The sequence below is a fragment of the Streptococcus sp. ALY_208 genome (genome assembly GCF_058314295.1).
Genome location: NZ_JBZFUI010000009.1, coordinates 1 through 23,971, shown reverse-complemented (window position 1 = coordinate 23,971; position 23,971 = coordinate 1). Strand labels below are relative to the sequence as shown.

The 23,971-nt window shown below is 39.0% G+C and carries 36 protein-coding genes; all 36 read left to right on the top strand.

Annotation, left to right across the window (positions count from 1 at the left end):
- Window positions 1-207: 207 nt before the first annotated feature.
- The 36 genes from AC4HAI_RS08550 (at window position 208) to rplQ (ending at window position 23,069) form a co-directional block, all read left to right on the top strand.
- Entirely contained in the window at window positions 208-597 is a 390-nt protein-coding gene (locus AC4HAI_RS08550; RefSeq protein ID WP_491079617.1) for a hypothetical protein, read from the top strand.
- Window positions 594-2,387 carry an acyltransferase family protein gene (locus AC4HAI_RS08545; RefSeq protein WP_491111218.1) on the top strand — a complete coding sequence of 598 codons (1,794 nt, stop codon included), beginning with the start codon at window positions 594-596 and terminating at the stop codon, window positions 2,385-2,387. The genes AC4HAI_RS08550 and AC4HAI_RS08545 overlap by 4 nt, the downstream gene beginning before the upstream one ends.
- A 73-nt stretch (window positions 2,388-2,460) precedes the next feature.
- Window positions 2,461-3,243: a hypothetical protein gene (locus AC4HAI_RS08540; protein WP_491111216.1), complete on the top strand. Its 783-nt coding sequence runs from the start codon at window positions 2,461-2,463 to the stop codon at window positions 3,241-3,243.
- Between the two features lie 206 nt (window positions 3,244-3,449).
- Window positions 3,450-4,421 carry a hypothetical protein gene (locus AC4HAI_RS08535; protein ID WP_491111214.1) on the top strand — a complete coding sequence of 324 codons (972 nt, stop codon included), beginning with the start codon at window positions 3,450-3,452 and terminating at the stop codon, window positions 4,419-4,421.
- A gap of 106 nt (window positions 4,422-4,527) precedes the next feature.
- Window positions 4,528-6,012, top strand: a complete 1,485-nt coding sequence (gene thrC, locus AC4HAI_RS08530; protein WP_491111213.1) for a threonine synthase — start codon at window positions 4,528-4,530, stop codon at window positions 6,010-6,012.
- Window positions 6,013-6,044: 32 nt separating this feature from the next.
- Window positions 6,045-7,328, top strand: coding sequence for an MATE family efflux transporter (locus AC4HAI_RS08525; protein WP_491079622.1), 1,284 nt, complete (start codon window positions 6,045-6,047; stop codon window positions 7,326-7,328).
- 133 nt (window positions 7,329-7,461) lie between these two features.
- Window positions 7,462-8,250 carry an acetoin reductase gene (locus AC4HAI_RS08520; RefSeq protein ID WP_491079612.1) on the top strand — a complete coding sequence of 263 codons (789 nt, stop codon included), beginning with the start codon at window positions 7,462-7,464 and terminating at the stop codon, window positions 8,248-8,250.
- A 280-nt stretch (window positions 8,251-8,530) separates the two neighbouring features.
- The gene (rpsJ, locus tag AC4HAI_RS08515) at window positions 8,531-8,839 is read left to right on the top strand and encodes a 30S ribosomal protein S10 (protein ID WP_002959404.1); all 309 of its coding nucleotides are present in this window, start codon (window positions 8,531-8,533) and stop codon (window positions 8,837-8,839) included.
- A 189-nt stretch (window positions 8,840-9,028) separates the two neighbouring features.
- On the top strand, window positions 9,029-9,655 hold the full coding sequence (rplC, locus tag AC4HAI_RS08510) for a 50S ribosomal protein L3 (protein ID WP_491079611.1): 627 nt from the start codon (window positions 9,029-9,031) through the stop codon (window positions 9,653-9,655).
- A gap of 24 nt (window positions 9,656-9,679) precedes the next feature.
- Window positions 9,680-10,303, top strand: coding sequence for a 50S ribosomal protein L4 (rplD, locus tag AC4HAI_RS08505; RefSeq protein ID WP_491079610.1), 624 nt, complete (start codon window positions 9,680-9,682; stop codon window positions 10,301-10,303).
- Entirely contained in the window at window positions 10,303-10,602 is a 300-nt protein-coding gene (locus AC4HAI_RS08500; protein ID WP_491079609.1) for a 50S ribosomal protein L23, read from the top strand. The genes rplD and AC4HAI_RS08500 overlap by 1 nt, the downstream gene beginning before the upstream one ends.
- 18 nt (window positions 10,603-10,620) lie before the next feature.
- The gene (gene rplB / locus AC4HAI_RS08495) at window positions 10,621-11,454 is read left to right on the top strand and encodes a 50S ribosomal protein L2 (protein ID WP_491079608.1); all 834 of its coding nucleotides are present in this window, start codon (window positions 10,621-10,623) and stop codon (window positions 11,452-11,454) included.
- 83 nt (window positions 11,455-11,537) lie between these two features.
- The gene (gene rpsS / locus AC4HAI_RS08490) at window positions 11,538-11,816 is read left to right on the top strand and encodes a 30S ribosomal protein S19 (RefSeq protein ID WP_491079607.1); all 279 of its coding nucleotides are present in this window, start codon (window positions 11,538-11,540) and stop codon (window positions 11,814-11,816) included.
- A gap of 15 nt (window positions 11,817-11,831) precedes the next feature.
- Entirely contained in the window at window positions 11,832-12,176 is a 345-nt protein-coding gene (gene rplV, locus AC4HAI_RS08485; protein ID WP_380431484.1) for a 50S ribosomal protein L22, read from the top strand.
- Between the two features lie 12 nt (window positions 12,177-12,188).
- Entirely contained in the window at window positions 12,189-12,842 is a 654-nt protein-coding gene (gene rpsC, locus AC4HAI_RS08480; RefSeq protein WP_491079606.1) for a 30S ribosomal protein S3, read from the top strand.
- A 3-nt stretch (window positions 12,843-12,845) separates the two neighbouring features.
- A complete protein-coding gene (gene rplP / locus AC4HAI_RS08475) occupies window positions 12,846-13,259 on the top strand; it encodes a 50S ribosomal protein L16 (RefSeq protein ID WP_491079605.1) in 414 nt (137 codons plus the stop codon).
- A gap of 9 nt (window positions 13,260-13,268) precedes the next feature.
- Complete coding sequence (gene rpmC, locus AC4HAI_RS08470) at window positions 13,269-13,475, top strand: 50S ribosomal protein L29 (protein ID WP_491079604.1); 207 nt, start codon at window positions 13,269-13,271, stop codon at window positions 13,473-13,475.
- Window positions 13,476-13,501: 26 nt separating this feature from the next.
- The gene (gene rpsQ / locus AC4HAI_RS08465) at window positions 13,502-13,762 is read left to right on the top strand and encodes a 30S ribosomal protein S17 (protein ID WP_491079603.1); all 261 of its coding nucleotides are present in this window, start codon (window positions 13,502-13,504) and stop codon (window positions 13,760-13,762) included.
- Window positions 13,763-13,786: 24 nt separating this feature from the next.
- Window positions 13,787-14,155 (top strand): 50S ribosomal protein L14, encoded by a 369-nt coding sequence (gene rplN / locus AC4HAI_RS08460; RefSeq protein ID WP_491079602.1) that lies wholly within the window; start codon window positions 13,787-13,789, stop codon window positions 14,153-14,155.
- A 91-nt stretch (window positions 14,156-14,246) separates the two neighbouring features.
- On the top strand, window positions 14,247-14,552 hold the full coding sequence (gene rplX, locus AC4HAI_RS08455; RefSeq protein ID WP_491079601.1) for a 50S ribosomal protein L24: 306 nt from the start codon (window positions 14,247-14,249) through the stop codon (window positions 14,550-14,552).
- Between the two features lie 27 nt (window positions 14,553-14,579).
- Window positions 14,580-15,122 carry a 50S ribosomal protein L5 gene (rplE, locus tag AC4HAI_RS08450; protein WP_491079600.1) on the top strand — a complete coding sequence of 181 codons (543 nt, stop codon included), beginning with the start codon at window positions 14,580-14,582 and terminating at the stop codon, window positions 15,120-15,122.
- Window positions 15,123-15,142: 20 nt separating this feature from the next.
- Window positions 15,143-15,328 (top strand): type Z 30S ribosomal protein S14, encoded by a 186-nt coding sequence (locus AC4HAI_RS08445; protein WP_002959375.1) that lies wholly within the window; start codon window positions 15,143-15,145, stop codon window positions 15,326-15,328.
- Between the two features lie 162 nt (window positions 15,329-15,490).
- On the top strand, window positions 15,491-15,889 hold the full coding sequence (gene rpsH / locus AC4HAI_RS08440) for a 30S ribosomal protein S8 (protein ID WP_491079599.1): 399 nt from the start codon (window positions 15,491-15,493) through the stop codon (window positions 15,887-15,889).
- Window positions 15,890-16,092: 203 nt separating this feature from the next.
- Complete coding sequence (gene rplF / locus AC4HAI_RS08435; RefSeq protein WP_491079598.1) at window positions 16,093-16,629, top strand: 50S ribosomal protein L6; 537 nt, start codon at window positions 16,093-16,095, stop codon at window positions 16,627-16,629.
- A 101-nt stretch (window positions 16,630-16,730) separates the two neighbouring features.
- A complete protein-coding gene (gene rplR, locus AC4HAI_RS08430) occupies window positions 16,731-17,087 on the top strand; it encodes a 50S ribosomal protein L18 (RefSeq protein WP_003001342.1) in 357 nt (118 codons plus the stop codon).
- A gap of 18 nt (window positions 17,088-17,105) precedes the next feature.
- Window positions 17,106-17,600 (top strand): 30S ribosomal protein S5, encoded by a 495-nt coding sequence (gene rpsE, locus AC4HAI_RS08425; protein WP_491079597.1) that lies wholly within the window; start codon window positions 17,106-17,108, stop codon window positions 17,598-17,600.
- Between the two features lie 14 nt (window positions 17,601-17,614).
- Window positions 17,615-17,794, top strand: a complete 180-nt coding sequence (gene rpmD, locus AC4HAI_RS08420; protein WP_491079596.1) for a 50S ribosomal protein L30 — start codon at window positions 17,615-17,617, stop codon at window positions 17,792-17,794.
- A 127-nt stretch (window positions 17,795-17,921) separates the two neighbouring features.
- Entirely contained in the window at window positions 17,922-18,362 is a 441-nt protein-coding gene (gene rplO, locus AC4HAI_RS08415; protein WP_491079595.1) for a 50S ribosomal protein L15, read from the top strand.
- Window positions 18,363-18,377: 15 nt separating this feature from the next.
- The gene (gene secY, locus AC4HAI_RS08410) at window positions 18,378-19,682 is read left to right on the top strand and encodes a preprotein translocase subunit SecY (protein WP_491079594.1); all 1,305 of its coding nucleotides are present in this window, start codon (window positions 18,378-18,380) and stop codon (window positions 19,680-19,682) included.
- A gap of 92 nt (window positions 19,683-19,774) precedes the next feature.
- On the top strand, window positions 19,775-20,413 hold the full coding sequence (locus tag AC4HAI_RS08405; RefSeq protein ID WP_491079593.1) for an adenylate kinase: 639 nt from the start codon (window positions 19,775-19,777) through the stop codon (window positions 20,411-20,413).
- A gap of 116 nt (window positions 20,414-20,529) precedes the next feature.
- Window positions 20,530-20,748 carry a translation initiation factor IF-1 gene (gene infA / locus AC4HAI_RS08400; protein ID WP_001040189.1) on the top strand — a complete coding sequence of 73 codons (219 nt, stop codon included), beginning with the start codon at window positions 20,530-20,532 and terminating at the stop codon, window positions 20,746-20,748.
- 25 nt (window positions 20,749-20,773) lie between these two features.
- Window positions 20,774-20,890 carry a 50S ribosomal protein L36 gene (gene rpmJ / locus AC4HAI_RS08395; RefSeq protein WP_002959355.1) on the top strand — a complete coding sequence of 39 codons (117 nt, stop codon included), beginning with the start codon at window positions 20,774-20,776 and terminating at the stop codon, window positions 20,888-20,890.
- Between the two features lie 17 nt (window positions 20,891-20,907).
- Complete coding sequence (rpsM, locus tag AC4HAI_RS08390) at window positions 20,908-21,273, top strand: 30S ribosomal protein S13 (protein WP_491079592.1); 366 nt, start codon at window positions 20,908-20,910, stop codon at window positions 21,271-21,273.
- 16 nt (window positions 21,274-21,289) lie between these two features.
- Window positions 21,290-21,673, top strand: a complete 384-nt coding sequence (gene rpsK, locus AC4HAI_RS08385; RefSeq protein ID WP_491079591.1) for a 30S ribosomal protein S11 — start codon at window positions 21,290-21,292, stop codon at window positions 21,671-21,673.
- Window positions 21,674-21,726: 53 nt separating this feature from the next.
- The gene (locus AC4HAI_RS08380; protein ID WP_491079590.1) at window positions 21,727-22,662 is read left to right on the top strand and encodes a DNA-directed RNA polymerase subunit alpha; all 936 of its coding nucleotides are present in this window, start codon (window positions 21,727-21,729) and stop codon (window positions 22,660-22,662) included.
- A gap of 20 nt (window positions 22,663-22,682) precedes the next feature.
- Complete coding sequence (gene rplQ, locus AC4HAI_RS08375; protein ID WP_491079589.1) at window positions 22,683-23,069, top strand: 50S ribosomal protein L17; 387 nt, start codon at window positions 22,683-22,685, stop codon at window positions 23,067-23,069.
- The last annotated feature ends 902 nt before the right edge of the window (window positions 23,070-23,971 follow it).

Genomic DNA, 23,971 nt, shown 5'->3' with positions numbered 1-23,971 from the left:
TTATAATGGTAACGCATTCGTCTTATCTGCTTATTAGGTATTTGATAGATTGTCTATAGTTAGATGCTTTTTAGAGACGAGATAAATTAGTTGTTTGGAGAGGCTATAGAGTTAAAGCTGAGATTACTAAATTACTTTTTTGACTATATTTGGATAGTTTTGAGATTGATAGAGAAGTCTTAGTGGTTATTGTGAGGAGATCAATAAATGAAAAATACTGACTGGTCAAAAATTAGTCGACAGCAAGTAGAAATTGCTATAGTTGCTGTCATTTTAGTCTGTGCTTTATCAGTCTGGCTAATGCCGTTTGGCTTTACTAAAAAATTGACCTTTGATCATCAAAAAATTGTTTATGTCGGTAAAGTTAAAAACAACAAAATGAATGGTCGAGGAACATTAACCTTTGATAATGGAGATCGTTATACAGGCAACTTTATTAATGGCAAAATTGATGGTCGTGGCACTTATACGTCCAAGGATGGTTGGCGCTATGAAGGTGAATTTTCAAAGGGAGTAGCTGATGGTCGTGGTACTTTAATAACGAGCGATGGGAAGCGTTATGAAGGGGAATATAAGCAAGGTATTTATCAAAAATGAGAATTAAATGGTTTTCTTTTATCCGTGTGACTGGTTTATTACTAGTTTTACTTTATCATTTTTTTAAAACCTTCCTTCCTGGAGGTTTTATTGGTGTGGATGTTTTCTTTGTTTTCTCGGGATATCTTATTACAGCTTTATTGATTGATGAATACGATAGAAAGAAAACGATTGATCTATTAGGATTTTTTAGACGTAGATTTTATCGAATCTTTCCCCCTCTTGTGATAATGGTCTTAGTTACTATGCCATTTGTTTTATTAATCAGAAATGATTTTATTGCTGGTATCGGTCAGCAAATTACAGCTAGTCTTGGCTTTATGACAAATTGGTATGAGATCTTTGCAGGAAATAATTACGAGAATCAAGCTAGTCCACATCTCTTTTTACATACTTGGAGTCTTGCTGTAGAAGTTCATTTTTATATTTTTTGGGGTATTCTTGCTTGGGCTTTGGCTAAGCGTAGGCTATCAAAAAGTGGTTTTAGAGGGGCTATTTTTATGTCCTCTATGGTTCTATCTTTGATAGGCTATTTAACAATGTTTATTGGAAGTTTTTTGGTAGATAAAGCCAATTATTCTATTCTTTATTTTTCTACTTTTAGCCATAGCTACCTTTTTTATATAGGAGCTATTGGAGCTACTTTATCTGGGATATCGGACCTCCCTAATCGCTTTAAGAGAACTATATTGAGATGGACAACGAATAGGACATTGTTACAATTTGTAGGAAGTTTTCTTTTGTTGTTGGGACTAGGTTTTCTTTTGCAATTTGATGCTAGGATCACTTATTTATTTGGATTTGCTATAGCTGGTTTATTGACCTACTCGATGATTTTTTCAGCTAGAGTTTTACATGAAAAATTATCCGATATTGATGAGCCTAGGATCATTACCTTCTTTTCAGATATAAGTTATGGAATATATTTATTTCATTGGCCGTTTTATATCATTTTTTCACAGCTCATGTCTAATGGTTGGGCCAGCTTATTGACATTTATATTGTCAACTCTATTTGCATCGCTGTCATTTTATGTGATTGAACCTTTATTAGCAGGTAAGAATCTCAAAGTGTTTAATCTTTCTGTTAATTTAAAGCCATATAAACGCTGGATCACAGCTCTTGTGGCTGGTCTGGTTTTGATCACGGTTTCTATTAGTTTGTTTGCGCCTAAGTTGGGTCATAATGCTAATACGAATTTGGTGAACTCACTCAAGCAGTCTAGAAATAGTATGATCTTGACTAATCAGCGAACAGCTGGAGATTTGAAAGCGATCAATGAAGTCTTGGTTATTGGTGATTCTGTGACCTTGGGTTCGCAGTCTGCTTTTGATGATTTGATGTCTGATGCTTTGGTTGATGCCCAAGAAAGTAGAGGGTTTGATGCTGCTTTTGATATATTAGAGACTAATATTAAGTCAGGCTATCTTCCTAAGACCATTGTATTGGCTATTGGGGTGAACTCACCTGATAATTACGATACAGAATTGCAGTTATTTATTGACAATATCCCTAAGGGACATCGACTTGTTATTGTGACTCCTTATGATTCACATAATAATGAAAAGATGTCAGAAATTCGTGATTATGAGTTAGGTCTCCAAAAAAATTATGATTTTGTAACGGTTGCTGATTGGTATCAAACGGCTCAAGATAATCCCGATATATGGGGTGGGTCAGATGGTGTTCATTATTCAAAAGCTTCTGGTGCAGAATTATATGTTAAGACTATCAAATCGGCTATAGCTGAAGCAGCAAAAAAACCTTCAAAAGGTCAATCTAGAAGCTGAATGGTGGGTAATTTATTGACACAAGAGATGAGAAACGATAGTATATCAGTAATCATTAAGAACGGAGATGCTTATGGAAAATGAATTACAAAATCAACCAGTAAGATATAGACAGGATAATAGAGGAGGAGCAAAGCCGAAGAAAAAAGGAAAAATCTGGAAAATTCTTTTGCCACTCTTTGTTGTGCTGTGTTTAGTGGCATTAGTTGGTGGTTTTTACTGGTATCGTGCAGGTGATATTAAGGGTCCGTCGAATGGAGTGACGGTGGTTTATCGTGCAGCTGATGTGGAAAAAGATATTATAGATTCTCTTTCAAAGAACGATGACGATGATCTGTCAGATTACGGCTCTGATATTGACGCAAGTAAGTTATTTAAAGATGTAAAAGTTGATCTAAAAATAAAAGATGATCGTGTATCTATGGGGGTAGCTTATACATTTAATCGAGAAACCTTGTATACGGAGTATCAAAAAGAAGTCAGCAAGGGATTGAGTTCTTTACCTTCTGATACTCGTGCAGAAGCTCAAAAAGGATTGCCAAGCAAAACTGAGGTTTTAAACCGCATAGATACTAGTATTTCTGATAATCTTAAGGGAAGTGGTATGACTTACGATGATGAAACAGGGAAAGTATCTGCTACTGTTTTTAAAGGAAGGATAAGTCCATTAACACACCGTATTCAGCTTACGTCAGTCAATAAGGCCTTTATGAGTGGTGAAGCCAAGGATACAGAACTGAAAAATTTGGAACTTTCTGAAGGGGACTATCTGTCGTATGATAAAAAGACTGATGGTGTTGGTATTAAAGGTAAAAATAATGCCAAGGCCTCTGATGTTATTATGTTTTATAAATGAGTAAAGTTGAGTTTGGGATAGTTCCTAAGCTCAATTTTTTGTTATTGAGAGGGGGAAGGAAAACAAAAGTTTTACTCTTTTTTGTTGCCTAAAATAAGATTGACAGCCTCCAAAAAGCATGGTAGGATTAACTTAAATTATTCTAAATGCTAACGTGGGTATTTTGTCCTGTCATTTAGATGAAGGAGTTTTGAAGGAGATCGTCCATGTCGAATGATGAATTATCGAATAACCCTGTAGAGGGACAGTCTAAACAGCCCTCTACTGCACCACAATCACAGTCTAATCCAACGATGCCTCAACAAATGGTAGGTGGTAATACTGTTACACAAGCAATGCCTTCTCAACCGACTAGTTCTGTTGTACCTGATCAGTCTTTACCTCAACAAGGTATGCCAAATTCTACTTTTGTAGGTGGGCAAGGACAGCCTGTACGGCAAGCGTATCAAAATGTTTCACAAGAAACAATGGCAGGTTCGGCTGGATTTGCTCCTAATACTATGGTGACTAAAAAGCCATATAATGGTAAGCGTATTGCCTGGATTATCTCGGGTATTGTTCTTGCTGTTATCGTTGTGATTGCAGGTCTCTTTCTTTTTAGAGTATTATCTGGAAATATTGAGGGAACTTATAAGTCTAAAGAGCTCAGTAAAGATTTGAGTTCGAGTCTTCGTGACACTGGATTTGACCATAATAGTGACGTTAAGTATTCAGATTTTACTAAGAAAGCTCAAGTAGATTTCGTTGTCGAAGATGATAAGTTAACAGCCAAGGTCACTTATTCAGTGGTCTATGATGATTTTTACAAGAAAATCAAAGAGAACTATAGTTCACAAAATATATTATATGAGGATACATTTACAGATGATGAATGGGATTATCTGATGAATACTCTTATTATGAATGATGACTACGATGAAAAAGGCTTTGAAAAGACTTTGTCTGATGAGGTTGAAGAGACAGGTTTGAGCTATGATTCGGATACTGGACAGGTGACAGGAACTTTGTTTGAAGGTAAGGTTGACCGTGTTCAAAGAAAAATTGAGATTACAAAAGTCAATCAAGATAGTGAACTAGGAGATTTTAAAAAGGGTCAAAAGCTTTCCTATGATAAGGATTCTGATGGATTGACTTTTACAGATGAAGAGGGTGATGAATCCCGAGCCAATAAAGAATAAAAAGGTATAGGTGAGGTTCTATACCTTTTTATTTATGAAGTTAAAAAGAAATTATCTGAAAATTGTGATATAATACAGCAAATACTAGCAAAAAGAGGATTTAACGATGACACTTCTTTATCAATCAACCCGTGATGCTCGAAATAAAGTAACAGCTAGCCAAGCAATTTTGCAGGGATTGGCGATTGACGGTGGACTTTTTACACCATTGGAGGTACCAGAAATAAGCTTAGATTTTGCACAGTTGAAAAGCTCTAGCTATCAAGCTATTGCTAAGTTGGTTTTATCCGGATTTTTGGATGATTTCACGAGTGAGGAGCTAGATTATTGTATTAGTCATGCTTATGATGATAAGTTTGATACGCCTGTTATCGCTCCTTTGGTAGCTTTAAATGGTCAGTATAATTTAGAACTGTTCCATGGGTCGACTATTGCTTTTAAAGATATGGCTTTGTCTATCTTGCCTTATTTGTTGACCACATCAGCTAAAAAACAAGGGGTTGATAATAAGATTGTCATATTGACAGCAACTTCTGGTGATACTGGGAAGGCAGCTATGGCAGGATTTGCGAATGTTCCAGGTACTGAGATTATTGTTTTTTATCCCAAAGGGGGCGTTAGTAAAATTCAGGAGTTACAAATGACGACCCAAGTTGGGGATAATACGCATGTCGTAGCTATTGAGGGGAATTTTGATGACGCTCAAACGGATGTTAAGCGTATGTTTAATGATTCAGAACTTCGTCAAAAACTGTTAGATCATCATATGCAGCTTTCTTCAGCAAATTCAATGAATATTGGACGCTTGGTTCCTCAAATTGTTTATTACGTTTATGCTTATGCTCAACTGGTTAAGTCTGGTCAGATCAAAAATGGTGACAGGATTAATATAACGGTACCTACGGGTAACTTTGGGAATATTTTAGCGGCTTATTATGCGCGTGAGATTGGTGTTCCGATTAATAAACTAATCTGTGCTTCCAATGAAAATAAGGTCTTGACAGATTTCTTTGAAACCAGTGTTTATGATAAGAAGCGAGGCTTCAAAGTGACTAGTAGTCCGTCTATGGATATTTTAGTATCTTCTAATTTGGAGCGTTTGATTTTTCATTTGCTCAATAATGACGCCGCAAAAACCAAAGCCTTAATGGAAGATTTAGCTACAAAAGGAGAATATCATTTGGAGGCCATTAAGCCTGAAATTCTCGACTTGTTTGAGGCGGGCTATGCAACAGAAGATGATACAGCAACAGAGATTAAGCGTATCTATAAGGCAACGAACTATATTGAGGACCCTCATACGGCGGTAGCTTCAGCAGTTTATCGTAGTTATAAGGAGCGAACTGGTGATCAAACTCCTGCGGTGATTGCTTCGACGGCTAGCCCTTACAAGTTTCCGCGTGTTGTTGTTGAGGCTGTAGAGGGTGAAGCACTTACTGATGATTTTGAGGCGGTTAAAAAGCTCCATGATCTATCAGGAGTAATTATCCCTAAGGCGGTGGATGGTTTAGAATCTGCTAAGGTTCGTCATAGAACAGTTGTCGCTACAGCTGATATGCAAAAAGCTGTAGAGGAGTATCTAGGAGTATGAGAAAAGGCCAATTGGCTTTTTTATTTATAGAAATGAAACATTATAAACAAATTTTGAAAATTGCTCTGCCAGCTATGGTTGAGAATCTTTTGCAAATGCTAATGGGAGTAGTTGATAATTATCTGGTTGCACAGGTTGGTATTGTAGCAGTATCAGGGGTATCAGTTGCTAATAATATCCTAGCTGTCTATCAAGCAATCTTGATTGCTTTAGGTAGTGCTGTTGCTAGTTTAATAGCAAAAAATCTGGGAGCAAAGGAGCGATTATTAGCTAAAAAAAATAGTTGGGATGCTCTTTTATTAACGATTGTTTTAACGGTTCTTTTGGGATTTTTGTCAATCTTTGCTGGCAACAGTCTTTTGAACCTATTGGGGACGTCCCAAAATGTTAGTCAGGCAGGCGGAGAATATTTAGCTATTGTCGGTGGGGGAGTTTTATTTTTAGGATTGATGACGGTCTTGGGGAGTATCTTAAGAGCCCAAGGGCGTGCCAAGATTTCTATGTATGTCAGTCTTTTTTCCAATCTTTTAAATGCTTTACTGTCTTCTTTGTCAGTATTTGTTTTTCATTGGGGCATATCAGGAGTGGCATTTTCAACAGTTTTATCACGCTTGATTGGAACGCTGATTCTTTGGCAGTCAACTAAATTGGATATACGAGGGATTAGAAATAGTCGTTTTAGAAATGAAGAGTTACTCAAATTGGTTCTTCCTGCTTCAGGAGAAAGGTTGATGATGAGGGCAGGTGATGTCATAATTGTTAGCTTGATTGTTGGTTTAGGAACCAGGGCTGTTGCTGGTAATGCTATTGGAGAGACCTTGACCCAATTTAATTATATGCCAGGTATGGGTGTGGCTACAGCAACCGTTATTTTGGTGGCTCATAGCTTGGGACAAGAGGATTATCGCTCCTTGAGGCAAATTGCTCGTGAAAGCTACTGGATAGCGGCTTTTCTAATGATGATCGTTGGTGGTTGTATCTTTCTTTTGGGAGGTCAGCTATCAGGTCTCTTTACGAGTGATAACCGTGTTATGGCTTATAGTGGAGTAGTTATTTTCTATTCTTTTATTGGTGGTTTAGTAACTGCTGGAACATTGATTTATACAGCGATCTGGCAAGGGTTAGGAAGACCTAAACTCCCTTTTTATGCGACTAGTTTTGGTATGTGGATCATCAGGATTGGTCTTGGATATCTGATGGTAGGTGTGCTAAATTATGGTTTGGCAGGTATTTGGTTGGCGACTCTGGTTGATAATGCTTTTCGATTTCTTCTTCTCTATTTATGTTATAAAAATGTAAATTTTTTGAAGAATTAAATAACATAAAGGCTTCGCTTAGCGATTGACAGCGCTTCCTATAATGTATAAAATGGCGGTGTAAAGGTTGTTGAACAGTGCCGTGGGAAGTTTTTAAACTTGTCTCCGGCACTAAAATGAAAGGAGTGTTATTATGACAGTTGAAACTCGTGTCGCAGTTGTTACAGGTGGAGGTCGAGGAATCGGGCAGGGCATTGTTAGTCAGCTTTGCCAAGATGGATTTGCAGTTATTGTTGCGGATTTAGATGAAGCGGTTGCTAAGGCGACAGCTGATGAAATGACTTCCCGAGGTTATAAAGCAAGTTTTGTTGTTGGCGATGTTTCTAAAAAGGAAGACCACTCTAAATTTGTTGAAAAGGCAGTTTCAGAGTTTGGCCGATTAGATGTCTATGTCAATAATGCTGGAATTGCTCAAATTAAAACACTTCAAGAAGAAACTGAGGAAGAATTGGACAAGATTTTCAGAATCAATGTTTTTGGTACTCTGTTTGGGATTCAGGCAGCAACAGAACAATTTCGCAAACAAAATGATGGAGAAAAAATTCGTAAGATTATCAATGCTTCCAGTATAGCTGGTCACGTTGCGTTTGATCTTTTGGGTGCTTACTCTTCTACTAAGTTTGCTGTTCGTGGGCTAACGCAAGCGGCTGCGAAAGAATTGGGACAAGAGCATATAACAGTTAATGCCTACTGTCCAGGCATTGTCGGAACTGATATGTGGGACCTGATTGATGAAAAGATGGTTGAACTTAAAGGGGGACAAAAGGGTCAATACTTAGAGCAATATTCTAAGATGATTACCATGGGCCGTGTACAAACACCAGCTGATGTTGCCAACTACGTTTCTTATTTAGCATCGACTAAGTCGGATTATATGACCGGTCAATCCGTTCAGATAGACGGAGGTATCCAATTTATTTAAGGCGACACTCATTATTGGGAGAGTCAAACTGTTCAGAGAGCTCTAATGGAGCTCTTTTTGATTTTTATAGGGAGCTTAAAAGTACTTATAATAGTAATTAAAAGAGGTGAAAAAGCTTGTCAAGCGTTGGTATTTATGTTAATATACTATGGTGCTGTAAATTACAGCTCTTAGCTATGATACAAGAGGTTGCGACACGCTCGGCTGCATTGCCACGCGGCTGCGTATCGGTTTTCTTGAGGAGCTAGCCTATTATCGTAAATAGACGAGAGGAGAAAAGATGGCAAATAAAAAAATTCGTATCCGCTTGAAAGCATATGAACATCGTACGCTGGATACTGCGGCAGAAAAAATCGTAGAAACTGCAACTCGTACGGGCGCATCCGTTGCCGGTCCAATTCCGTTGCCTACCGAACGTAGTCTCTACACTGTTATTCGTGCGACTCACAAATATAAAGATTCGCGTGAACAATTTGAAATGCGTACTCACAAACGTCTTATTGACATTGTGAATCCTACGCAAAAAACTGTTGATGCTCTGATGAAGTTAGATCTTCCAAGTGGTGTCAATGTTGAAATCAAACTTTAATTTGATTTCAAATAAATTGAGCACAGGCTAAACTCTGTGCAAAAAAAGATAAATCTTCTTAGAAACAAACGTTTCTTTGTCAGATTTCCTATTTTTGCGATGAGTTTGACGTCTTTTGCATCTTAATCTGAGCATGAAAAACGCTCGTTAAAAACTTTTTAAAAAATAAAGTAAAGGAAATATTTTCTCATGACAAAAGGAATCTTAGGGAAAAAAGTGGGAATGACTCAGATCTTCACTGAATCAGGCGAATTCATCCCTGTAACAGTCATCGAAGCGGCGCCAAATGTGGTTCTTCAAGTAAAAACTGTTGAAACAGATGGTTATGCAGCTGTTCAAGTTGGTTTTGATGACAAGCGTGAAGTATTGAGTAACAAACCTGCCCAAGGTCACGTAGCAAAGGCTAATACGGCTCCTAAGCGCTTCATTCGTGAATTCAAAAACATTGAAGGCTTGGAAGTTGGTTCAGAACTTACTGTTGAACAATTCGAAGCAGGAGATGTTGTTGATGTAACAGGTACAACTAAAGGTAAAGGTTTCCAAGGTGCTATCAAGCGTCATGGGCAATCTCGTGGGCCTATGGCGCATGGTTCTCGTTACCATCGTCGTCCTGGTTCAATGGGACCTGTTGCACCTAACCGTGTGTTTAAAAACAAACACTTGGCTGGGCGTATGGGTGGCAATCGTGTGACTATTCAAAATCTTGAAGTTGCACAAGTTGTACCAGAGAAAAATGTTATCTTGATTAAAGGTAATGTACCGGGTGCTAAGAAATCTCTTATCACTATCAAAACTGCAGTGAAATCTGCTAAATAATGAGAAAGGAGAAAAACAGTTAAAATGGCAAACGTAAAACTATTTGACCAAACTGGTAAAGAGGTAAGCACAGTTGAATTGAACGATGCTATCTTTGGCATTGAGCCAAACGAATCTGTAGTGTTCGATGTAATTATTAGCCAACGTGCTAGCCTTCGCCAAGGTACTCATGCGGTTAAAAACCGTTCAGCAGTATCTGGCGGCGGTCGTAAACCATGGCGCCAAAAAGGTACTGGGCGTGCTCGTCAAGGATCGATCCGCTCTCCACAATGGCGTGGTGGTGGTGTTGTTTTTGGTCCAACACCTCGCTCGTATGCTTACAAATTCCCGCAAAAAGTTCGTCGCCTTGCGCTGAAATCAGTGTTGTCAGCAAAAGTAGCTGATGAAAAGTTTGTTGCAGTTGATGCACTTAGCTTCGCTGCACCAAAAACAGCTGAATTTGCTAAGGTGCTTAGTGCGCTTAGCATCGATTCAAAAGTTCTTGTTGTTGTAGAAGAAGAAAATGAATTTGCTGCTTTATCAGCTCGTAACATCCCTAATGTAACGGTTGCTACAGCAACTACAGCGAGTGTTCTTGATATTGCGAATGCGGATAAACTTCTTATTACTAAAGAGGCGATCTCTACCATTGAGGAGGTTCTTGCATAATGAATTTGTATGACGTAATCAAAAAGCCAGTCATCACCGAAAAAACAATGGTGGAACTTGAAGCTGGTAAATATACATTTGAAGTTGACACACGTGCGCACAAACTCCTGATCAAACAAGCTGTCGAAGCTGCGTTTGATGGTGTTAAGGTAGCTAGTGTTAACACTGTAAATGTGAAGCCAAAAGAAAAACGCATGGGTCGTTATGTTGGCTTTACAAGTAAAACAAAAAAAGCAATCATCACTCTTACTGCTGATTCTAAAGCTATCGAGTTGTTTGCTGCGGCAGAAGCCGAATAATCTAAGGAGGAATCAATCGTGGGTATTAAAGTATATAAACCAACGACAAACGGTCGTCGTAACATGACTTCTTTGGATTTTTCTGAAATCACAACAAACACTCCTGAGAAATCATTGTTGGCACCGCTTAGCAAAACTGCTGGCCGTAACAACAACGGTCGTATTACAGTTCGCCACCACGGTGGTGGACATAAGCGTCATTATCGTGTTATCGACTTCAAGCGTAACAAAGATGATGTTGAAGCAGTTGTTAAAACAATCGAATATGATCCAAATCGTACTGCAAACATCGCTCTTGTACACTACACCGATGGTGTAAAAGCCTATATCATCGCTCCTAAGGGTCTTGAAGTGGGACAACGTATTGTCTCTGGGCCAGAAGCAGATATCAAGGTTGGTAATGCGCTACCACTTGCAAATATCCCAGTAGGTACTGTTATTCATAATATTGAACTGAAACCTGGTAAGGGAGGAGAACTGGTACGTGCTGCTGGTACGTCTGCTCAAGTGCTTGGTCAAGAAGGTAAGTATGTTCTTGTTCGCTTGCAGTCAGGTGAGGTTCGTATGATTCTTGCTACTTGCCGTGCTACTATTGGTACTGTGGGGAACGAGCAACAATCGCTTGTAAACCTCGGTAAAGCAGGTCGTAGCCGTTGGAAAGGTATTCGTCCAACTGTTCGTGGTTCTGTAATGAACCCTAACGATCACCCGCACGGTGGTGGTGAAGGTAAAGCTCCGGTTGGTCGTAAATCACCATCAACTCCATGGGGTAAACCTGCTCTTGGTCTTAAAACTCGTAGCAAAAAAGCGAAATCTGACAAACTGATTGTTCGTCGTCGTAACGAGAAATAATATTAAAATCATCCGCCAGCTCGGTAGTGCGAAGATCATTCCACAAGCCGCTGTGGTTAATTATTAAAGGAGAAATAAATAACATGGGACGCAGTCTTAAAAAAGGACCTTTCGTCGATGAGCATTTGATGAAAAAAGTCGAAGCTCAAGCTAACGAAGAAAAGAAAAAAGTTATCAAAACTTGGTCTCGTCGCTCAACGATCTTTCCAAGTTTTATCGGTTACACTATCGCTGTGTATGATGGTCGTAAACATGTACCAGTTTACATCCAAGAAGACATGGTAGGTCACAAGCTTGGTGAATTTGCACCAACTCGTACTTACAAAGGTCACGCAGCAGACGATAAGAAAACACGTCGTTAATAGGAGGAGGACACAATGGCAGAAATTACTTCAGCTAAAGCAATGGCTCGTACAGTGCGTGTTTCACCTCGTAAAACACGTCTTGTTCTTGATCTTATCCGTGGTAAGAACGTTGCCGATGCAATTGCAATCTTAAAATTCACACCAAACAAAGCTGCACGCATAGTTGAGAAAACTCTTAACTCTGCAATCGCAAATGCTGAAAATAACTTTGGTTTGGAAAAAGCTAACTTGGTAGTATCTGAAACTTTTGCAAATGAAGGACCAACTATGAAACGTTTCCGTCCACGTGCCAAAGGATCAGCTTCACCAATTAATAAACGTACAACTCATGTCACTGTAGTTGTCGCAGAAAAATAAGGAGGTAAAATCGTGGGTCAAAAAGTACATCCAATTGGTATGCGCGTCGGAATCATCCGTGATTGGGATGCGAAATGGTATGCTGAAAAAGAATACGCTGATTACCTTCATGAAGATTTGGCAATCCGCAAGTTCATTAATAAAGAATTGGCAGATGCGTCTGTTTCAACTATTGAAATTGAACGCGCTGTAAACAAAGTTATCGTTTCACTTCACACCGCTAAGCCTGGTATGGTTATCGGTAAAGGTGGGTCAAACGTTGATGCCCTTCGTGCTAAATTGAACAAGTTGACTGGTAAACAAGTTCACATCAACATTGTTGAAATCAAAGCACCTGATTTGGACGCACACTTGGTAGGTGAAAATATTGCTCGTCAATTGGAGCAACGTGTTGCCTTCCGTCGTGCACAAAAACAAGCTATCCAACGTTCAATGCGTGCGGGAGCTAAGGGGATTAAGACTCAAGTTTCTGGTCGTTTGAATGGTGCAGATATCGCCCGTGCTGAGGGCTATTCAGAAGGAACTGTTCCTCTTCATACTCTCCGTGCAGATATCGATTATGCTTGGGAAGAAGCAGACACTACTTACGGTAAACTTGGGGTTAAAGTTTGGATCTATCGTGGGGAAGTGCTTCCAGCTCGTAAAAACACTAAAGGAGGCAAATAACAGATGTTAGTACCTAAACGTGTTAAACACCGTCGTGAATTTCGTGGTAAAATGCGCGGTGAAGCAAAAGGTGGTAAGGAAGTTGCATTTGGAGAATTTGGTCTTCAAGCTACAACTAGTCACTGGATCACTAACCGTCAAATTGAGGCTGCCCGTATCGCTATGACGCGTTATATGAAACGTGGTGGTAAAGTTTGGATCAAGATCTTCCCACACAAATCATACACTGCCAAAGCGATCGGTGTACGTATGGGATCTGGTAAAGGTGCGCCAGAAGGTTGGGTAGCACCAGTCAAACGCGGTAAAGTGATGTTTGAAATTGCTGGTGTTCCAGAAGAAGTTGCCCGTGAAGCACTTCGTTTGGCTAGCCATAAATTACCAGTTAAAACTAAATTCGTTAAGCGTGAAGCAGAGTAAGGAGAAGACATGAAACTTAAAGAAATCAAAGAGTTTGTCGCTGAGCTTCGTGGCTTGTCTCAAGAAGAACTTGCTAAGAAGGAAAGTGAACTCAAAAAGGAACTTTTTGACCTTCGTTTCCAAGCAGCTGCAGGTCAGCTTGATCAAACTGCTCGCTTGAATGAAGTTAAAAAACAGATTGCACGTGTTAAAACAGTACAATCTGAAATGAAATAATAGATTGGGAAAGGAGTTTTCAAATAATGGAACGTAATCAACGTAGAACTCTTGTTGGGCGTGTCGTCTCAGACAAGATGGATAAAACGATCACAGTTATAGTTGAAACAAAACGTAACCACCCAGTCTATGGTAAGCGTATCAACTATTCTAAAAAATATAAAGCTCATGATGAAAATAATGTTGCTAAAACAGGTGACATCGTTCGCATCATGGAAACTCGTCCGCTATCAGCTACAAAACATTTCCGTCTTGTAGAAGTCGTTGAAGAAGCTGTTATTATCTAATCAAACTAGAAGGAGACATTTGAAATGATTCAACAAGAAAGTCGCTTGAAAGTTGCTGATAATAGCGGTGCTCGTGAAATCTTGACTATTAAAGTTCTTGGTGGTTCAGGGCGTAAATTCGCTAATATTGGCGACGTAATCGTGGCTACTGTCAAACAAGCTGCGCCTGGTGGAGCAGTTAAAAAAGGTGATGTTGTTAAAGCTGTTATTGTTCGTACAAAATCTGGCGCTCGTCGTCCAGATGGCTCATACATCAAATTTGATGATAATGCTGCGGTATTGATTCGTGATGATAAGACACCTCGTGGGACTCGTATCTTTGGTCCTGTAGCACGTGAATTGCGTGAAGGTGGTTACATGCGTATCGTGTCATTGGCTCCAGAAGTTCTTTAATTTCTGGCTATTTGTAAACAAACTTAGTCCCCTAATTTTAGGTTAGGGTGCCCTGTTGAGGGCGTAAGAAAAATATAGGAGAATAAACTCGATGTTTGTAAAAAAAGGCGATAAAGTTCGCGTTATTGCTGGTAAAGACAAGGGCACTGAAGCTGTCGTTCTTAAAGCTTTGCCAAAAGTTAATAAGGTTGTGGTTGAAGGTGTTGCTATGATTAAAAAACACCAAAAACCTAACAACGAAAACCCTCAAGGAGCTATTATTGAAAAAGAAGCTCCAATCCATGTATCAAACGTTCAAGTCCTTGACAAGAACGGCGTTGCCGGTCGTGTGGGTTATAAATTTGTAGACGGTAAAAAAGTACGCTACAACAAAAAATCAGGCGAAGTGCTTGATTAATCACGAAGGAAAGGAGAAAGAGTGTAAATGGCTAATCGTCTTAAAGAAAAATATACTAACGAAGTAGTTCCTGCTTTGTCAGAAAAATTTAACTACTCATCAATTATGGCCGTACCTAAAGTTGAGAAAATTGTTCTTAATATGGGTGTGGGTGATGCAGTAAATAATGCTAAAAATCTTGAAAAAGCCGCTGCTGAACTAGCTTTGATTTCGGGTCAAAAACCGTTGATTACTAAAGCTAAGAAATCAATTGCCGGCTTCCGCCTTCGTGAAGGTGTAGCTATTGGTGCCAAGGTAACTTTGCGTGGCGAACGCATGTACGAATTCTTGGATAAACTGGTATCAGTATCTCTTCCACGTGTTCGTGACTTCCACGGAGTTCCAACTAAGTCTTTTGATGGACGTGGTAACTACACACTTGGTGTTAAAGAGCAATTGATTTTCCCAGAAATTAACTTTGATGATGTTGATAAAGTACGTGGTATGGACATTGTCATTGTAACGACTGCTAACACTGATGAAGAATCACGTGAATTATTAGCAGGTCTTGGAATGCCTTTTGCTAAATAAAAATAGGAGGTAAAACGTAAATGGCTAAAAAATCTATGATTGCTAAGAACCACCGCAAGGCGAAGTTCTCTACGCAAGCTTATACTCGTTGCGAACGTTGTGGCCGCCCACATTCTGTTTACCGCAAGTTTAAACTTTGCCGTGTTTGCTTCCGTGAGTTGGCTTATAAAGGTCAAATCCCAGGAGTTACTAAAGCTTCTTGGTAATATAAGGTGTAAGAGCGTAAAAGCAGCTGTGATGGAAATGTGATTTGAGAAAAGATCGCTTCGAAAAATCATGTTATTTTGTTGTCGCTGGTTTTTACGACTCTTTGTATCAAATTTTAACTAGCAAGTGAGTTTTCAAACTACTAGTAAGGAGAAAAATAAATGGTTATGACTGACCCAATTGCAGACTTTTTGACACGTATTCGTAATGCTAATCAAGCTCGTCACGATGTTCTTGAAGTTCCTGCATCAAATATCAAAAAAGGCATTGCAGACATTCTTAAACGTGAAGGTTTTGTGAAAAATGTTGAAGTTGTTGAAGATGACAAGCAAGGAATTGTACGTGTATTCTTGAAATATGGACAAAATGGTGAACGTGTCATTACTAACTTGAAACGTATTTCAAAGCCAGGTCTGCGTGTTTATGCTAAGTGCGAAGAACTTCCAAAGGTCCTCAATGGTCTTGGGATTGCTATCATTTCTACATCAGAAGGTCTTTTGACAGATAAGGAAGCTCGTCAAAAGAATGTTGGTGGCGAAGTGCTTGCTTACGTTTGGTAATCTCGTAAGAGGTGCCAGCAAACTTGCTCATTTGAACAAGGCCTAAAATCTGTGTAAAAAAGAAAAACTTTCCTAGAAACTTGAGCTTTTTCTGCGTTAAGTTTGCTATTTTCACTTTGGTTTTGACGCCCTTTTGTATCATGAGCCCCCGTGAAAACTAGTCGCTCGATGCGGCTTGATAATCTAACAGGAGAATTAATAATATGTCACGTATTGGTAATAAAGTTATTACGTTGCCAGCAGGTGTTGAAATCACTAATAATGATAATGTGGTAACTGTTAAAGGACCTAAAGGTGAGTTGACTCGTGCATTCAGCAAGGATATTGAAATTCGTGTTGAAGGTACAGAGATCACACTACACCGTCCAAATGACTCAAAAGAAATGAAAACTATCCACGGAACAACTCGTGCAAATCTTAATAACATGGTTGTCGGAGTTTCTGAAGGATTTAAAAAAGAACTTGAAATGCGTGGTGTCGGTTACCGTGCTCAACTTCAAGGTTCTAAACTTGTACTTTCGGTTGGTAAGTCTCATCAGGATGAAGTCGAAGCGCCTGACAACATTACATTTGAATTGCCAAGCCCAACTCAAATTGTAGTGTCTGGTATTAATAAGGAAGTTGTTGGTCAAACAGCAGCGTATATCCGTGGTCTTCGTTCACCTGAACCATATAAAGGTAAAGGGATTCGCTACGTTGGCGAATACGTTCGTCGTAAAGAAGGTAAAACAGGTAAATAATAGTGTGAACAGCAGGCGATTTTATTGCCTGATTGCTTCATCTATTTTAATAATGAGTTGGCCCAAACTAACTCAAACAAAAAAATTAAGAGGTGAATATTGTGATTTCGAAACCAGATAAAAACAAAATCCGCCAAAAACGCCACCGTCGCGTTCGCGGAAAACTCTCTGGAACTGCTGATCGCCCACGTTTGAACGTTTTCCGTTCTAATACAGGCATCTACGCTCAAGTAATTGATGACGTAGCGGGTGTAACGCTCGCAAGTGCTTCAACTCTTGACAAAGAAGTTTCTAAAGGAACAAAGACAGAACAAGCCGTTGTTGTTGGTAAACTTGTTGCTGAACGCGCAGTAGCTAAAGGTATTTCTGAAGTGGTGTTTGACCGCGGTGGATATCTCTATCACGGACGTGTGAAAGCTTTGGCTGACTCAGCTCGTGAAAACGGATTGAAATTCTAATAGGGAGGACACAAAAACATGGCATTTAAAGACAATGCAATTGAATTTGAAGAACGCGTCGTTGCCATCAACCGAGTTTCTAAAACTGTAAAAGGTGGACGTAACTTGCGTTTTGCAGCACTTGTTGTTGTGGGTGATCGCAATGGACGTGTTGGCTTCGGAACAGGTAAATCTAAAGAAGTACCAGAAGCTATTCGTAAAGCGGTTGATGCTGCTAAGAAGAACTTGATTGAAGTTCCTATGGTTGGAACGACAATCCCTCACGAAGTTTATACTAACTTTGCTGGTGCTCGTGTACTATTGAAACCAGCTGTTGAGGGTTCTGGTGTTGCTGCTGGTGGCGCTGTTCGTGCCGTTGTTGAATTGGCAGGTATTGCTGATGTGACATCTAAATCACTAGGATCAAACACTCCAATCAACATTGTTCGTGCAACTGTAGAAGGTTTGAAACAGTTGAAACGTGCTGATGAAGTAGCTGCACTTCGTGGTATTTCTGTTTCTGATTTAGGCTAAGAAAGGAGATTATTATGGCTCAAATTAAAATTACTTTGACTAAGTCTCCAATCGGCCGTAAGCCAGAACAACGTAAAACAGTTGTGGCTCTTGGACTTAGTAAATTGAATTCATCTGTTGTTAAAGAAGATAACGCTGCTATCCGTGGTATGGTTAATGCTGTTTCTCACTTAGTGACAGTTGAAGAAGCATAATTAATAATAAAGTCGCAGATTCTTCTGCGGCTTAATCTTAAGTTTTAATGCATAGGCGAGTTCTACTTGAGAGTCCTTTTCCCACAAGTAGGGCGCTAGCATTTTGCAAAATAAAGGAGAAAAACAAATGAAACTTCATGATTTGAAACCTGCAGAAGGTTCACGTAAAGTACGCAATCGCGTGGGACGTGGGACATCATCTGGTAATGGTAAAACTGCTGGACGTGGTCAAAAAGGTCAAAAAGCTCGTAGCGGTGGTAGTATCCGCCCAGGGTTTGAAGGTGGACAAACACCATTATTCCGTCGTCTTCCAAAACGTGGTTTTACCAACATCAATGCTAAAGAATATGCTTTGGTGAATTTGGACCAATTGAATGTCTTTGAAGATGGTACAGAAGTGACTCCAGTTATTCTAAAAGAAGCAGGTATTGTTCGTGCTGAAAAATCTGGTGTAAAAGTACTTGGTAACGGTGAATTGACTAAAAAGTTGACTGTTAAAGCAGCTAAATTCTCTAAATCTGCTGAAGCAGCCATCACTGCTAAAGGTGGTTCAGTTGAAGTCATCTAATGAGGAGTATTCCTTATGTTCTTTAAGTTATTATTTGAAGCACTGCGTTTGAAAAATGTTAGGAGAAAAATTCTCTTTACAATTTTCATTATTCTGATTTTCCGCATTGGTGCCCATATAACGGTTCCAGGTGTAGATGCAAAAAGTCTGGAAGATTTAAAAGATCTACCTTTCTTAAATATGCTGAATTTAATCAGTGGTAGTGCTATGGGATCGTTCTCGATTTTTGCGCTAGGTGTTAGTCCTTATATTACCGCCTCTATTGTTGTTCAACTATTACAGATGGATATTTATCCTAAATTTGTAGAGTGGAGTAAGCAAGGGGAAGTTGGTCGTCGTAAGCTTAACCAAGCGACACGATATCTTTCTTTGGTCATTGGGTTGGTCCAGTCAGTGTCTATAACTGCAGGATTTAATATTATTGCCAAGGATGAACTGTTGGCTAATCCTACCCCAAAGACTTTCTTAACAGTTGGGTTAATTTTGACAACTGGTACTGTTATTGTTACGTGGTTGGGTGATCAAATTACGGATAAAGGATTTGGTAATGGTGTTTCCATGATCATTTTCGCAGGGATTATTGCCCAGATACCAGATGCAGTCAGATCGATATACAATGAGTATTTTGTCAACATCGAAGCTGGCAAGATGACCAATTCTTGGATTTATGTTGGCTTGTTGATTCTTGCTGTTTTGGTCATTATTTTCTTCACGACATTTGTTCAGCAAGCTGAATATCAAATTCCTATTCAATATACAAAGTTGGCGCAAGGTGCACCGACAAGTTCGTATTTACCACTGAAGGTTAATCCTGCTGGGGTTATTCCTGTTATCTTTGCCAGTTCGATAACTGCAGCGCCTAGCTCACTTGTTACTTTCTTGCAAAGTACCAATGTAAATGTCCCATGGTTAGGGACGTTACAAAATTGGTTGTCATATCAATCACCAACAGGAATGGTAATGTATGCTGCACTGATTGCTTTATTTTCATTCTTCTATACGTTTGTTCAGGTTAATCCTGAAAAAACAGCAGAAAATCTGCAAAAAAATGCTGCCTATATCCCTAGTGTACGTCCTGGTCGAGAAACTGAGCAGTATCTGTCATCGCTTCTAAAAAAATTGGCAATGATTGGATCGTTGTTCCTTGCATTTGTTGCCTTGGTTCCTATTATTGCTCAGCAGATATTTAATCTATCATCTGCTGTTGCTCTTGGAGGTACCAGCCTTTTGATCCTTATTTCTACAGGAATTGAAGGCATGAAGCAGCTAGAGGGATATCTTCTCAAGAAGAAGTATGTTGGATTTATGAATGCAGAATAGAATATAGGTTGACGATGTCAACCTTTCTATTTTGTTTTTTAATGAGTTTGCCAATGTGCAAACTCATTAAAAAACAAAATAAGGAGATAGAGATGAATCTTTTGATCATGGGCTTACCAGGGGCTGGTAAAGGAACTCAAGCGTCTAAAATTGTTGAAGAATATGGCGTGGTGCACATTTCCACTGGTGATATGTTCCGTTCGGCTATTGCCAATAAAACTGATCTTGGTTTGTTGGCAAAATCCTATATGGATAAGGGAGACCTTGTTCCTGATGAAGTTACTAATGGTATTGTTAAAGATAGATTATCACAATCCGATATCAAAGAAAGTGGCTTTCTTCTGGACGGTTATCCACGTACACTTGAGCAAGCACAAGTTTTAGATGAGATTTTGAAAGAATTGGATCTAAAGTTAGATGCTGTCATCAATATTGAAATTGAATCAAGTAAATTGGTTGAACGATTGAGTGGTCGGATCATTAACCGTAAAACAGGTGAAACCTATCATAAGGTGTTTAATCCACCTGCAAATTATAACGAAGAAGATTACTATCAGCGAGAAGATGATAAGCCTGAAGCTGTGAAACGTCGTCTAGAGGTTAATATTGCTCAAGGAGAGCCAATTATTAAACATTATCGCACAAAGAATATCGTTAAAGATATTGAAGGAGACCAAGAGATTGATATGGTTTTTAGTGCTATCAAGGCAGCACTTTCAACCGTAAAATAATTGACTATCAGACTTGCACAAGCCTAGGAGTTGTGCTATTATAAACTAGTCTGACTTATAATTGTTACTCCTGTGTATTCAGGAGAATCTTATCGAAATTTAGGGGGTACTTTTGCGTGGCAAAAGAAGATGTGATTGAAATAGAAGGTAAAGTTGTAGAGACGATGCCAAACGCAATGTTTACAGTTGAGCTTGAAAATGGGCATCAAATTTTAGCAACTGTTTCTGGCAAGATTCGTAAGAATTATATTCGTATTCTTGTTGGGGACCGAGTGACTGTTGAGATGAGCCCATATGACTTGACTCGTGGACGAATCACATACCGCTTTAAATAATCGAAATACTTGGAGGGATTAAGATATGAAGGTAAGACCATCGGTTAAACCAATTTGCGAATATTGTAAAGTTATTCGCCGCAACGGTCGTGTTATGGTTATTTGTCCATCAAATCCAAAGCACAAGCAACGTCAAGGATAAGATAGAAAGGAGAAAAAATGGCTCGTATTGCTGGAGTTGATATTCCAAATGATAAGCGCGTAGTAGTTTCGCTAACTTATATATACGGAATCGGATTGACAACATCACAAAAAATCTTAGCCGCAGCAGGTGTCTCAGAAGATATCCGCGTTAAAGATTTGACGACTGATCAAGAAGATGCTATTCGTCGTGAAGTTGATGGTATTAAGGTTGAAGGTGATCTTCGTCGTGAAGTGAATATGAACATCAAACGTTTGATGGAGATTGGTTCATATCGCGGTATCCGTCATCGTCGTGGACTTCCTGTTCGCGGACAAAATACTAAAAACAACGCTCGCACTCGTAAAGGTAAAGCCGTAGCGATTGCTGGTAAGAAAAAATAAAATAGGAGGTAAATAAATGCCTAAACCAACACGTAAACGTCGCGTGAAGAAAAACATCGAAACTGGTGTTGCTCATATTCATGCTACATTCAATAACACTATTGTTATGATTACAGATGTGCATGGTAATGCAATTGCATGGTCTTCTGCTGGGGCACTGGGATTTAAGGGTTCTCGTAAATCTACACCTTTTGCTGCTCAAATGGCATCAGAAGCTGCAGCAAAATCTGCACAAGAACACGGTCTTAAGTCAGTAGAGGTTACAGTTAAGGGTCCTGGTTCAGGTCGTGAGTCTGCTATCCGTGCTTTGGCAGCAGCTGGTCTTGAAGTAACAGCTATTCGTGATGTTACTCCAGTTCCTCATAACGGTGCTCGTCCTCCAAAACGTCGTCGTGTATAATCTGTATCTGATTTACTGACCGTACACTAGATCGTTTTGAGGGAGTATTTTATATGATTGAGTTTGAAAAACCAACTATAACAAAAATTGATGAAAATAAAGATTATGGCCGATTTGTAATCGAACCGCTTGAACGCGGTTACGGTACAACATTGGGTAATTCACTTCGTCGTGTGCTCTTGTCTTCACTCCCAGGTGCAGCAGTTACATCAATCAATATTGATGGCGTACTTCATGAGTTTGACACCATTCCAGGAGTTCGCGAGGATGTGATGCAAATTATTCTTAATGTGAAAGGATTGGCTGTAAAATCTTATGTAGAGGAAGAAAAAACGATTGAGCTTGATGTGCAAGGTCCAGCTGAAGTAACAGCAGGAGATATCTTGACAGATAGTGATATTGAAATTGTAAATCCTGATCACTACCTTTTCACTATAGCTGAGGGATATAGTTTTAAAGCATCATTGAATGTTGCAACAAAAAGGGGTTATGTTCCTGCTGATGAAAATAAAACTGAAAACGCTCCGATTGGAACGCTTGCCGTAGATTCAATCTACACTCCAGTGAAAAAGGTTAACTATCAAGTTGAACCGGCTCGTGTCGGCAGCAATGATGGTTTTGATAAATTAACAATTGAAATTATGACGAATGGAACAATTATCCCAGAGGATGCATTAGGTCTATCTGCTAGGGTGCTCATGGAACATTTGAACCTATTTACTGATCTAACTGAAATTGCTAAGACAACTGAAGTTATGAAAGAAGTGGAGACGGTTTCAAACGATCAAATCTTAGATCGTACAATTGAGGAAATTGATTTATCTGTTCGTTCATATAACTGTTTGAAGCGTGCTGGAATTAATACTGTGCATGATCTTACTGAAAAAACAGAACCTGAGATGATGAAAGTTCGTAACTTGGGGCGTAAGAGCCTCGAAGAAGTTAAATTGAAACTTGCAGAACTCGGTCTTAGTTTGAAAAATGACTAAATAAAAAAGAGGAGGATAAGATGGCTTACCGTAAATTAGGACGTACAAGCTCGCAGCGTAAAGCTGTACTTCGTGATCTTACAACTGATTTGTTGATTAATGAATCGATTGTGACAACTGAAGCTCGTGCGAAAGAAGTTCGTAAAACTGCTGAGAAAATGATTAGCCTTGGAAAGCGTGGCGACTTGCACTCACGTCGTCAAGCAGCAGCGTTTGTTCGCAATGAAATTGCAGCTGAGAGCTACAATGAAGAAACTGATGAATATGTTTCAACCACAGTTCTTCAAAAGCTTTTTGGTGAAATTGCATCACGTTACACAGACCGTGATGGAGGCTACACACGAATTCTGAAAACAGAACCACGCCGTGGAGACGCAGCTCCTATGGCAATTATTGAACTTGTATAATTTTTATCAATTTTGTTGAGTGTTATGATGATGGGTAATATTTTTTGCCTTAGTCTAGCTCTGGTCTACCGCTAAGGATAACCTTAGCGGGAACACTCATCATAATGTATGAAGGAAGTCAAGCATGTAACGCTTGTTTACGAAATAGTATTTAATCAAATATTATTTCGCAAACAGGCGTTTGTTAGTCTCATTGTCAACTGTAGTTGATGTCTTATAGCTAAACAAAGGAGGAAGCAATTTTGTCTCCTCTTTTGTCGTGTTTGAAGCGAGTTATTGGTGTTATTGAATTTCTTTTTAGCATCTGACTTAAAGTTGGAATACAATGGTGTGGTGTGTCTTGTAGGTTAGATATCCTAAAAAAAGTTAAGTATGCTCTTAAAAAAGAAAGATGGGTAATTATAATAGCCTTTTAACTATAGAGATTGATTTGATACCTATCTAGGTATACTTTAGCTATTATGAAATTCTTTGGTGTCTTAGAGTAAAAAGTATCAAGACAGTTTCGTGTGGTGTTGGAGGATTTATAAAAGCGAAATAGTTTTGAGTGAGATGCTTTTCCTTTGCCATTGATACTAGCAATTATTAAATTCATAGTTCCAAATTTTTAGGGATAAGATTAAAAAAATGTTTGAGATATATTGACAAACCCCATTGAGAGGTGCTACACTAATGTAGCTTGAGAAGCGACGGAATGCCTGTAGGAAAAAAACTTTCCAAAAGGCTTGACAAAAGCCTATTGAGGTAGTAGACTATAAGAGTTGCTTTAAGCATAAGCAAAGACCTTTGAGAACTGAATAGACAAGAAACCAAGCGTGCGGGTTGTAGGAATACGACCTGTCAAAAAAAGAACAATAAGTCAGAAGTGACTGAGTAAGATTAACTTTAAATGAGAGTTTGAT

Bases quoted from the DNA above. Each gene is read 5' to 3' on its own strand.
- rplV (WP_380431484.1), top strand. From the start codon at position 11,832: ATGGCAGAAATTACTTCAGCTAAAGCAATGGCTCGTACAGTGCGTGTT.
- AC4HAI_RS08500 (WP_491079609.1), top strand. From the start codon at position 10,303: ATGAATTTGTATGACGTAATCAAAAAGCCAGTCATCACCGAAAAAACA.
- rpsS (WP_491079607.1), top strand. From the start codon at position 11,538: ATGGGACGCAGTCTTAAAAAAGGACCTTTCGTCGATGAGCATTTGATG.
- AC4HAI_RS08545 (WP_491111218.1), top strand. From the start codon at position 594: ATGAGAATTAAATGGTTTTCTTTTATCCGTGTGACTGGTTTATTACTA.
- rplO (WP_491079595.1), top strand. From the start codon at position 17,922: ATGAAACTTCATGATTTGAAACCTGCAGAAGGTTCACGTAAAGTACGC.
- AC4HAI_RS08520 (WP_491079612.1), top strand. From the start codon at position 7,462: ATGACAGTTGAAACTCGTGTCGCAGTTGTTACAGGTGGAGGTCGAGGA.
- rpsK (WP_491079591.1), top strand. From the start codon at position 21,290: ATGCCTAAACCAACACGTAAACGTCGCGTGAAGAAAAACATCGAAACT.
- rplP (WP_491079605.1), top strand. From the start codon at position 12,846: ATGTTAGTACCTAAACGTGTTAAACACCGTCGTGAATTTCGTGGTAAA.
- AC4HAI_RS08525 (WP_491079622.1), top strand. From the start codon at position 6,045: ATGAAACATTATAAACAAATTTTGAAAATTGCTCTGCCAGCTATGGTT.
- rpsE (WP_491079597.1), top strand. From the start codon at position 17,106: ATGGCATTTAAAGACAATGCAATTGAATTTGAAGAACGCGTCGTTGCC.
- AC4HAI_RS08445 (WP_002959375.1), top strand. From the start codon at position 15,143: ATGGCTAAAAAATCTATGATTGCTAAGAACCACCGCAAGGCGAAGTTC.
- AC4HAI_RS08405 (WP_491079593.1), top strand. From the start codon at position 19,775: ATGAATCTTTTGATCATGGGCTTACCAGGGGCTGGTAAAGGAACTCAA.
- rpsH (WP_491079599.1), top strand. From the start codon at position 15,491: ATGGTTATGACTGACCCAATTGCAGACTTTTTGACACGTATTCGTAAT.
- rplQ (WP_491079589.1), top strand. From the start codon at position 22,683: ATGGCTTACCGTAAATTAGGACGTACAAGCTCGCAGCGTAAAGCTGTA.
- rplX (WP_491079601.1), top strand. From the start codon at position 14,247: ATGTTTGTAAAAAAAGGCGATAAAGTTCGCGTTATTGCTGGTAAAGAC.
- thrC (WP_491111213.1), top strand. From the start codon at position 4,528: ATGACACTTCTTTATCAATCAACCCGTGATGCTCGAAATAAAGTAACA.
- rpsM (WP_491079592.1), top strand. From the start codon at position 20,908: ATGGCTCGTATTGCTGGAGTTGATATTCCAAATGATAAGCGCGTAGTA.
- AC4HAI_RS08550 (WP_491079617.1), top strand. From the start codon at position 208: ATGAAAAATACTGACTGGTCAAAAATTAGTCGACAGCAAGTAGAAATT.
- rplF (WP_491079598.1), top strand. From the start codon at position 16,093: ATGTCACGTATTGGTAATAAAGTTATTACGTTGCCAGCAGGTGTTGAA.
- rplD (WP_491079610.1), top strand. From the start codon at position 9,680: ATGGCAAACGTAAAACTATTTGACCAAACTGGTAAAGAGGTAAGCACA.
- AC4HAI_RS08380 (WP_491079590.1), top strand. From the start codon at position 21,727: ATGATTGAGTTTGAAAAACCAACTATAACAAAAATTGATGAAAATAAA.
- rplC (WP_491079611.1), top strand. From the start codon at position 9,029: ATGACAAAAGGAATCTTAGGGAAAAAAGTGGGAATGACTCAGATCTTC.
- rpsQ (WP_491079603.1), top strand. From the start codon at position 13,502: ATGGAACGTAATCAACGTAGAACTCTTGTTGGGCGTGTCGTCTCAGAC.
- AC4HAI_RS08540 (WP_491111216.1), top strand. From the start codon at position 2,461: ATGGAAAATGAATTACAAAATCAACCAGTAAGATATAGACAGGATAAT.
- secY (WP_491079594.1), top strand. From the start codon at position 18,378: ATGTTCTTTAAGTTATTATTTGAAGCACTGCGTTTGAAAAATGTTAGG.
- rpmD (WP_491079596.1), top strand. From the start codon at position 17,615: ATGGCTCAAATTAAAATTACTTTGACTAAGTCTCCAATCGGCCGTAAG.
- rpmC (WP_491079604.1), top strand. From the start codon at position 13,269: ATGAAACTTAAAGAAATCAAAGAGTTTGTCGCTGAGCTTCGTGGCTTG.
- rplN (WP_491079602.1), top strand. From the start codon at position 13,787: ATGATTCAACAAGAAAGTCGCTTGAAAGTTGCTGATAATAGCGGTGCT.
- AC4HAI_RS08535 (WP_491111214.1), top strand. From the start codon at position 3,450: ATGTCGAATGATGAATTATCGAATAACCCTGTAGAGGGACAGTCTAAA.
- rpmJ (WP_002959355.1), top strand. From the start codon at position 20,774: ATGAAGGTAAGACCATCGGTTAAACCAATTTGCGAATATTGTAAAGTT.
- rpsJ (WP_002959404.1), top strand. From the start codon at position 8,531: ATGGCAAATAAAAAAATTCGTATCCGCTTGAAAGCATATGAACATCGT.
- rplE (WP_491079600.1), top strand. From the start codon at position 14,580: ATGGCTAATCGTCTTAAAGAAAAATATACTAACGAAGTAGTTCCTGCT.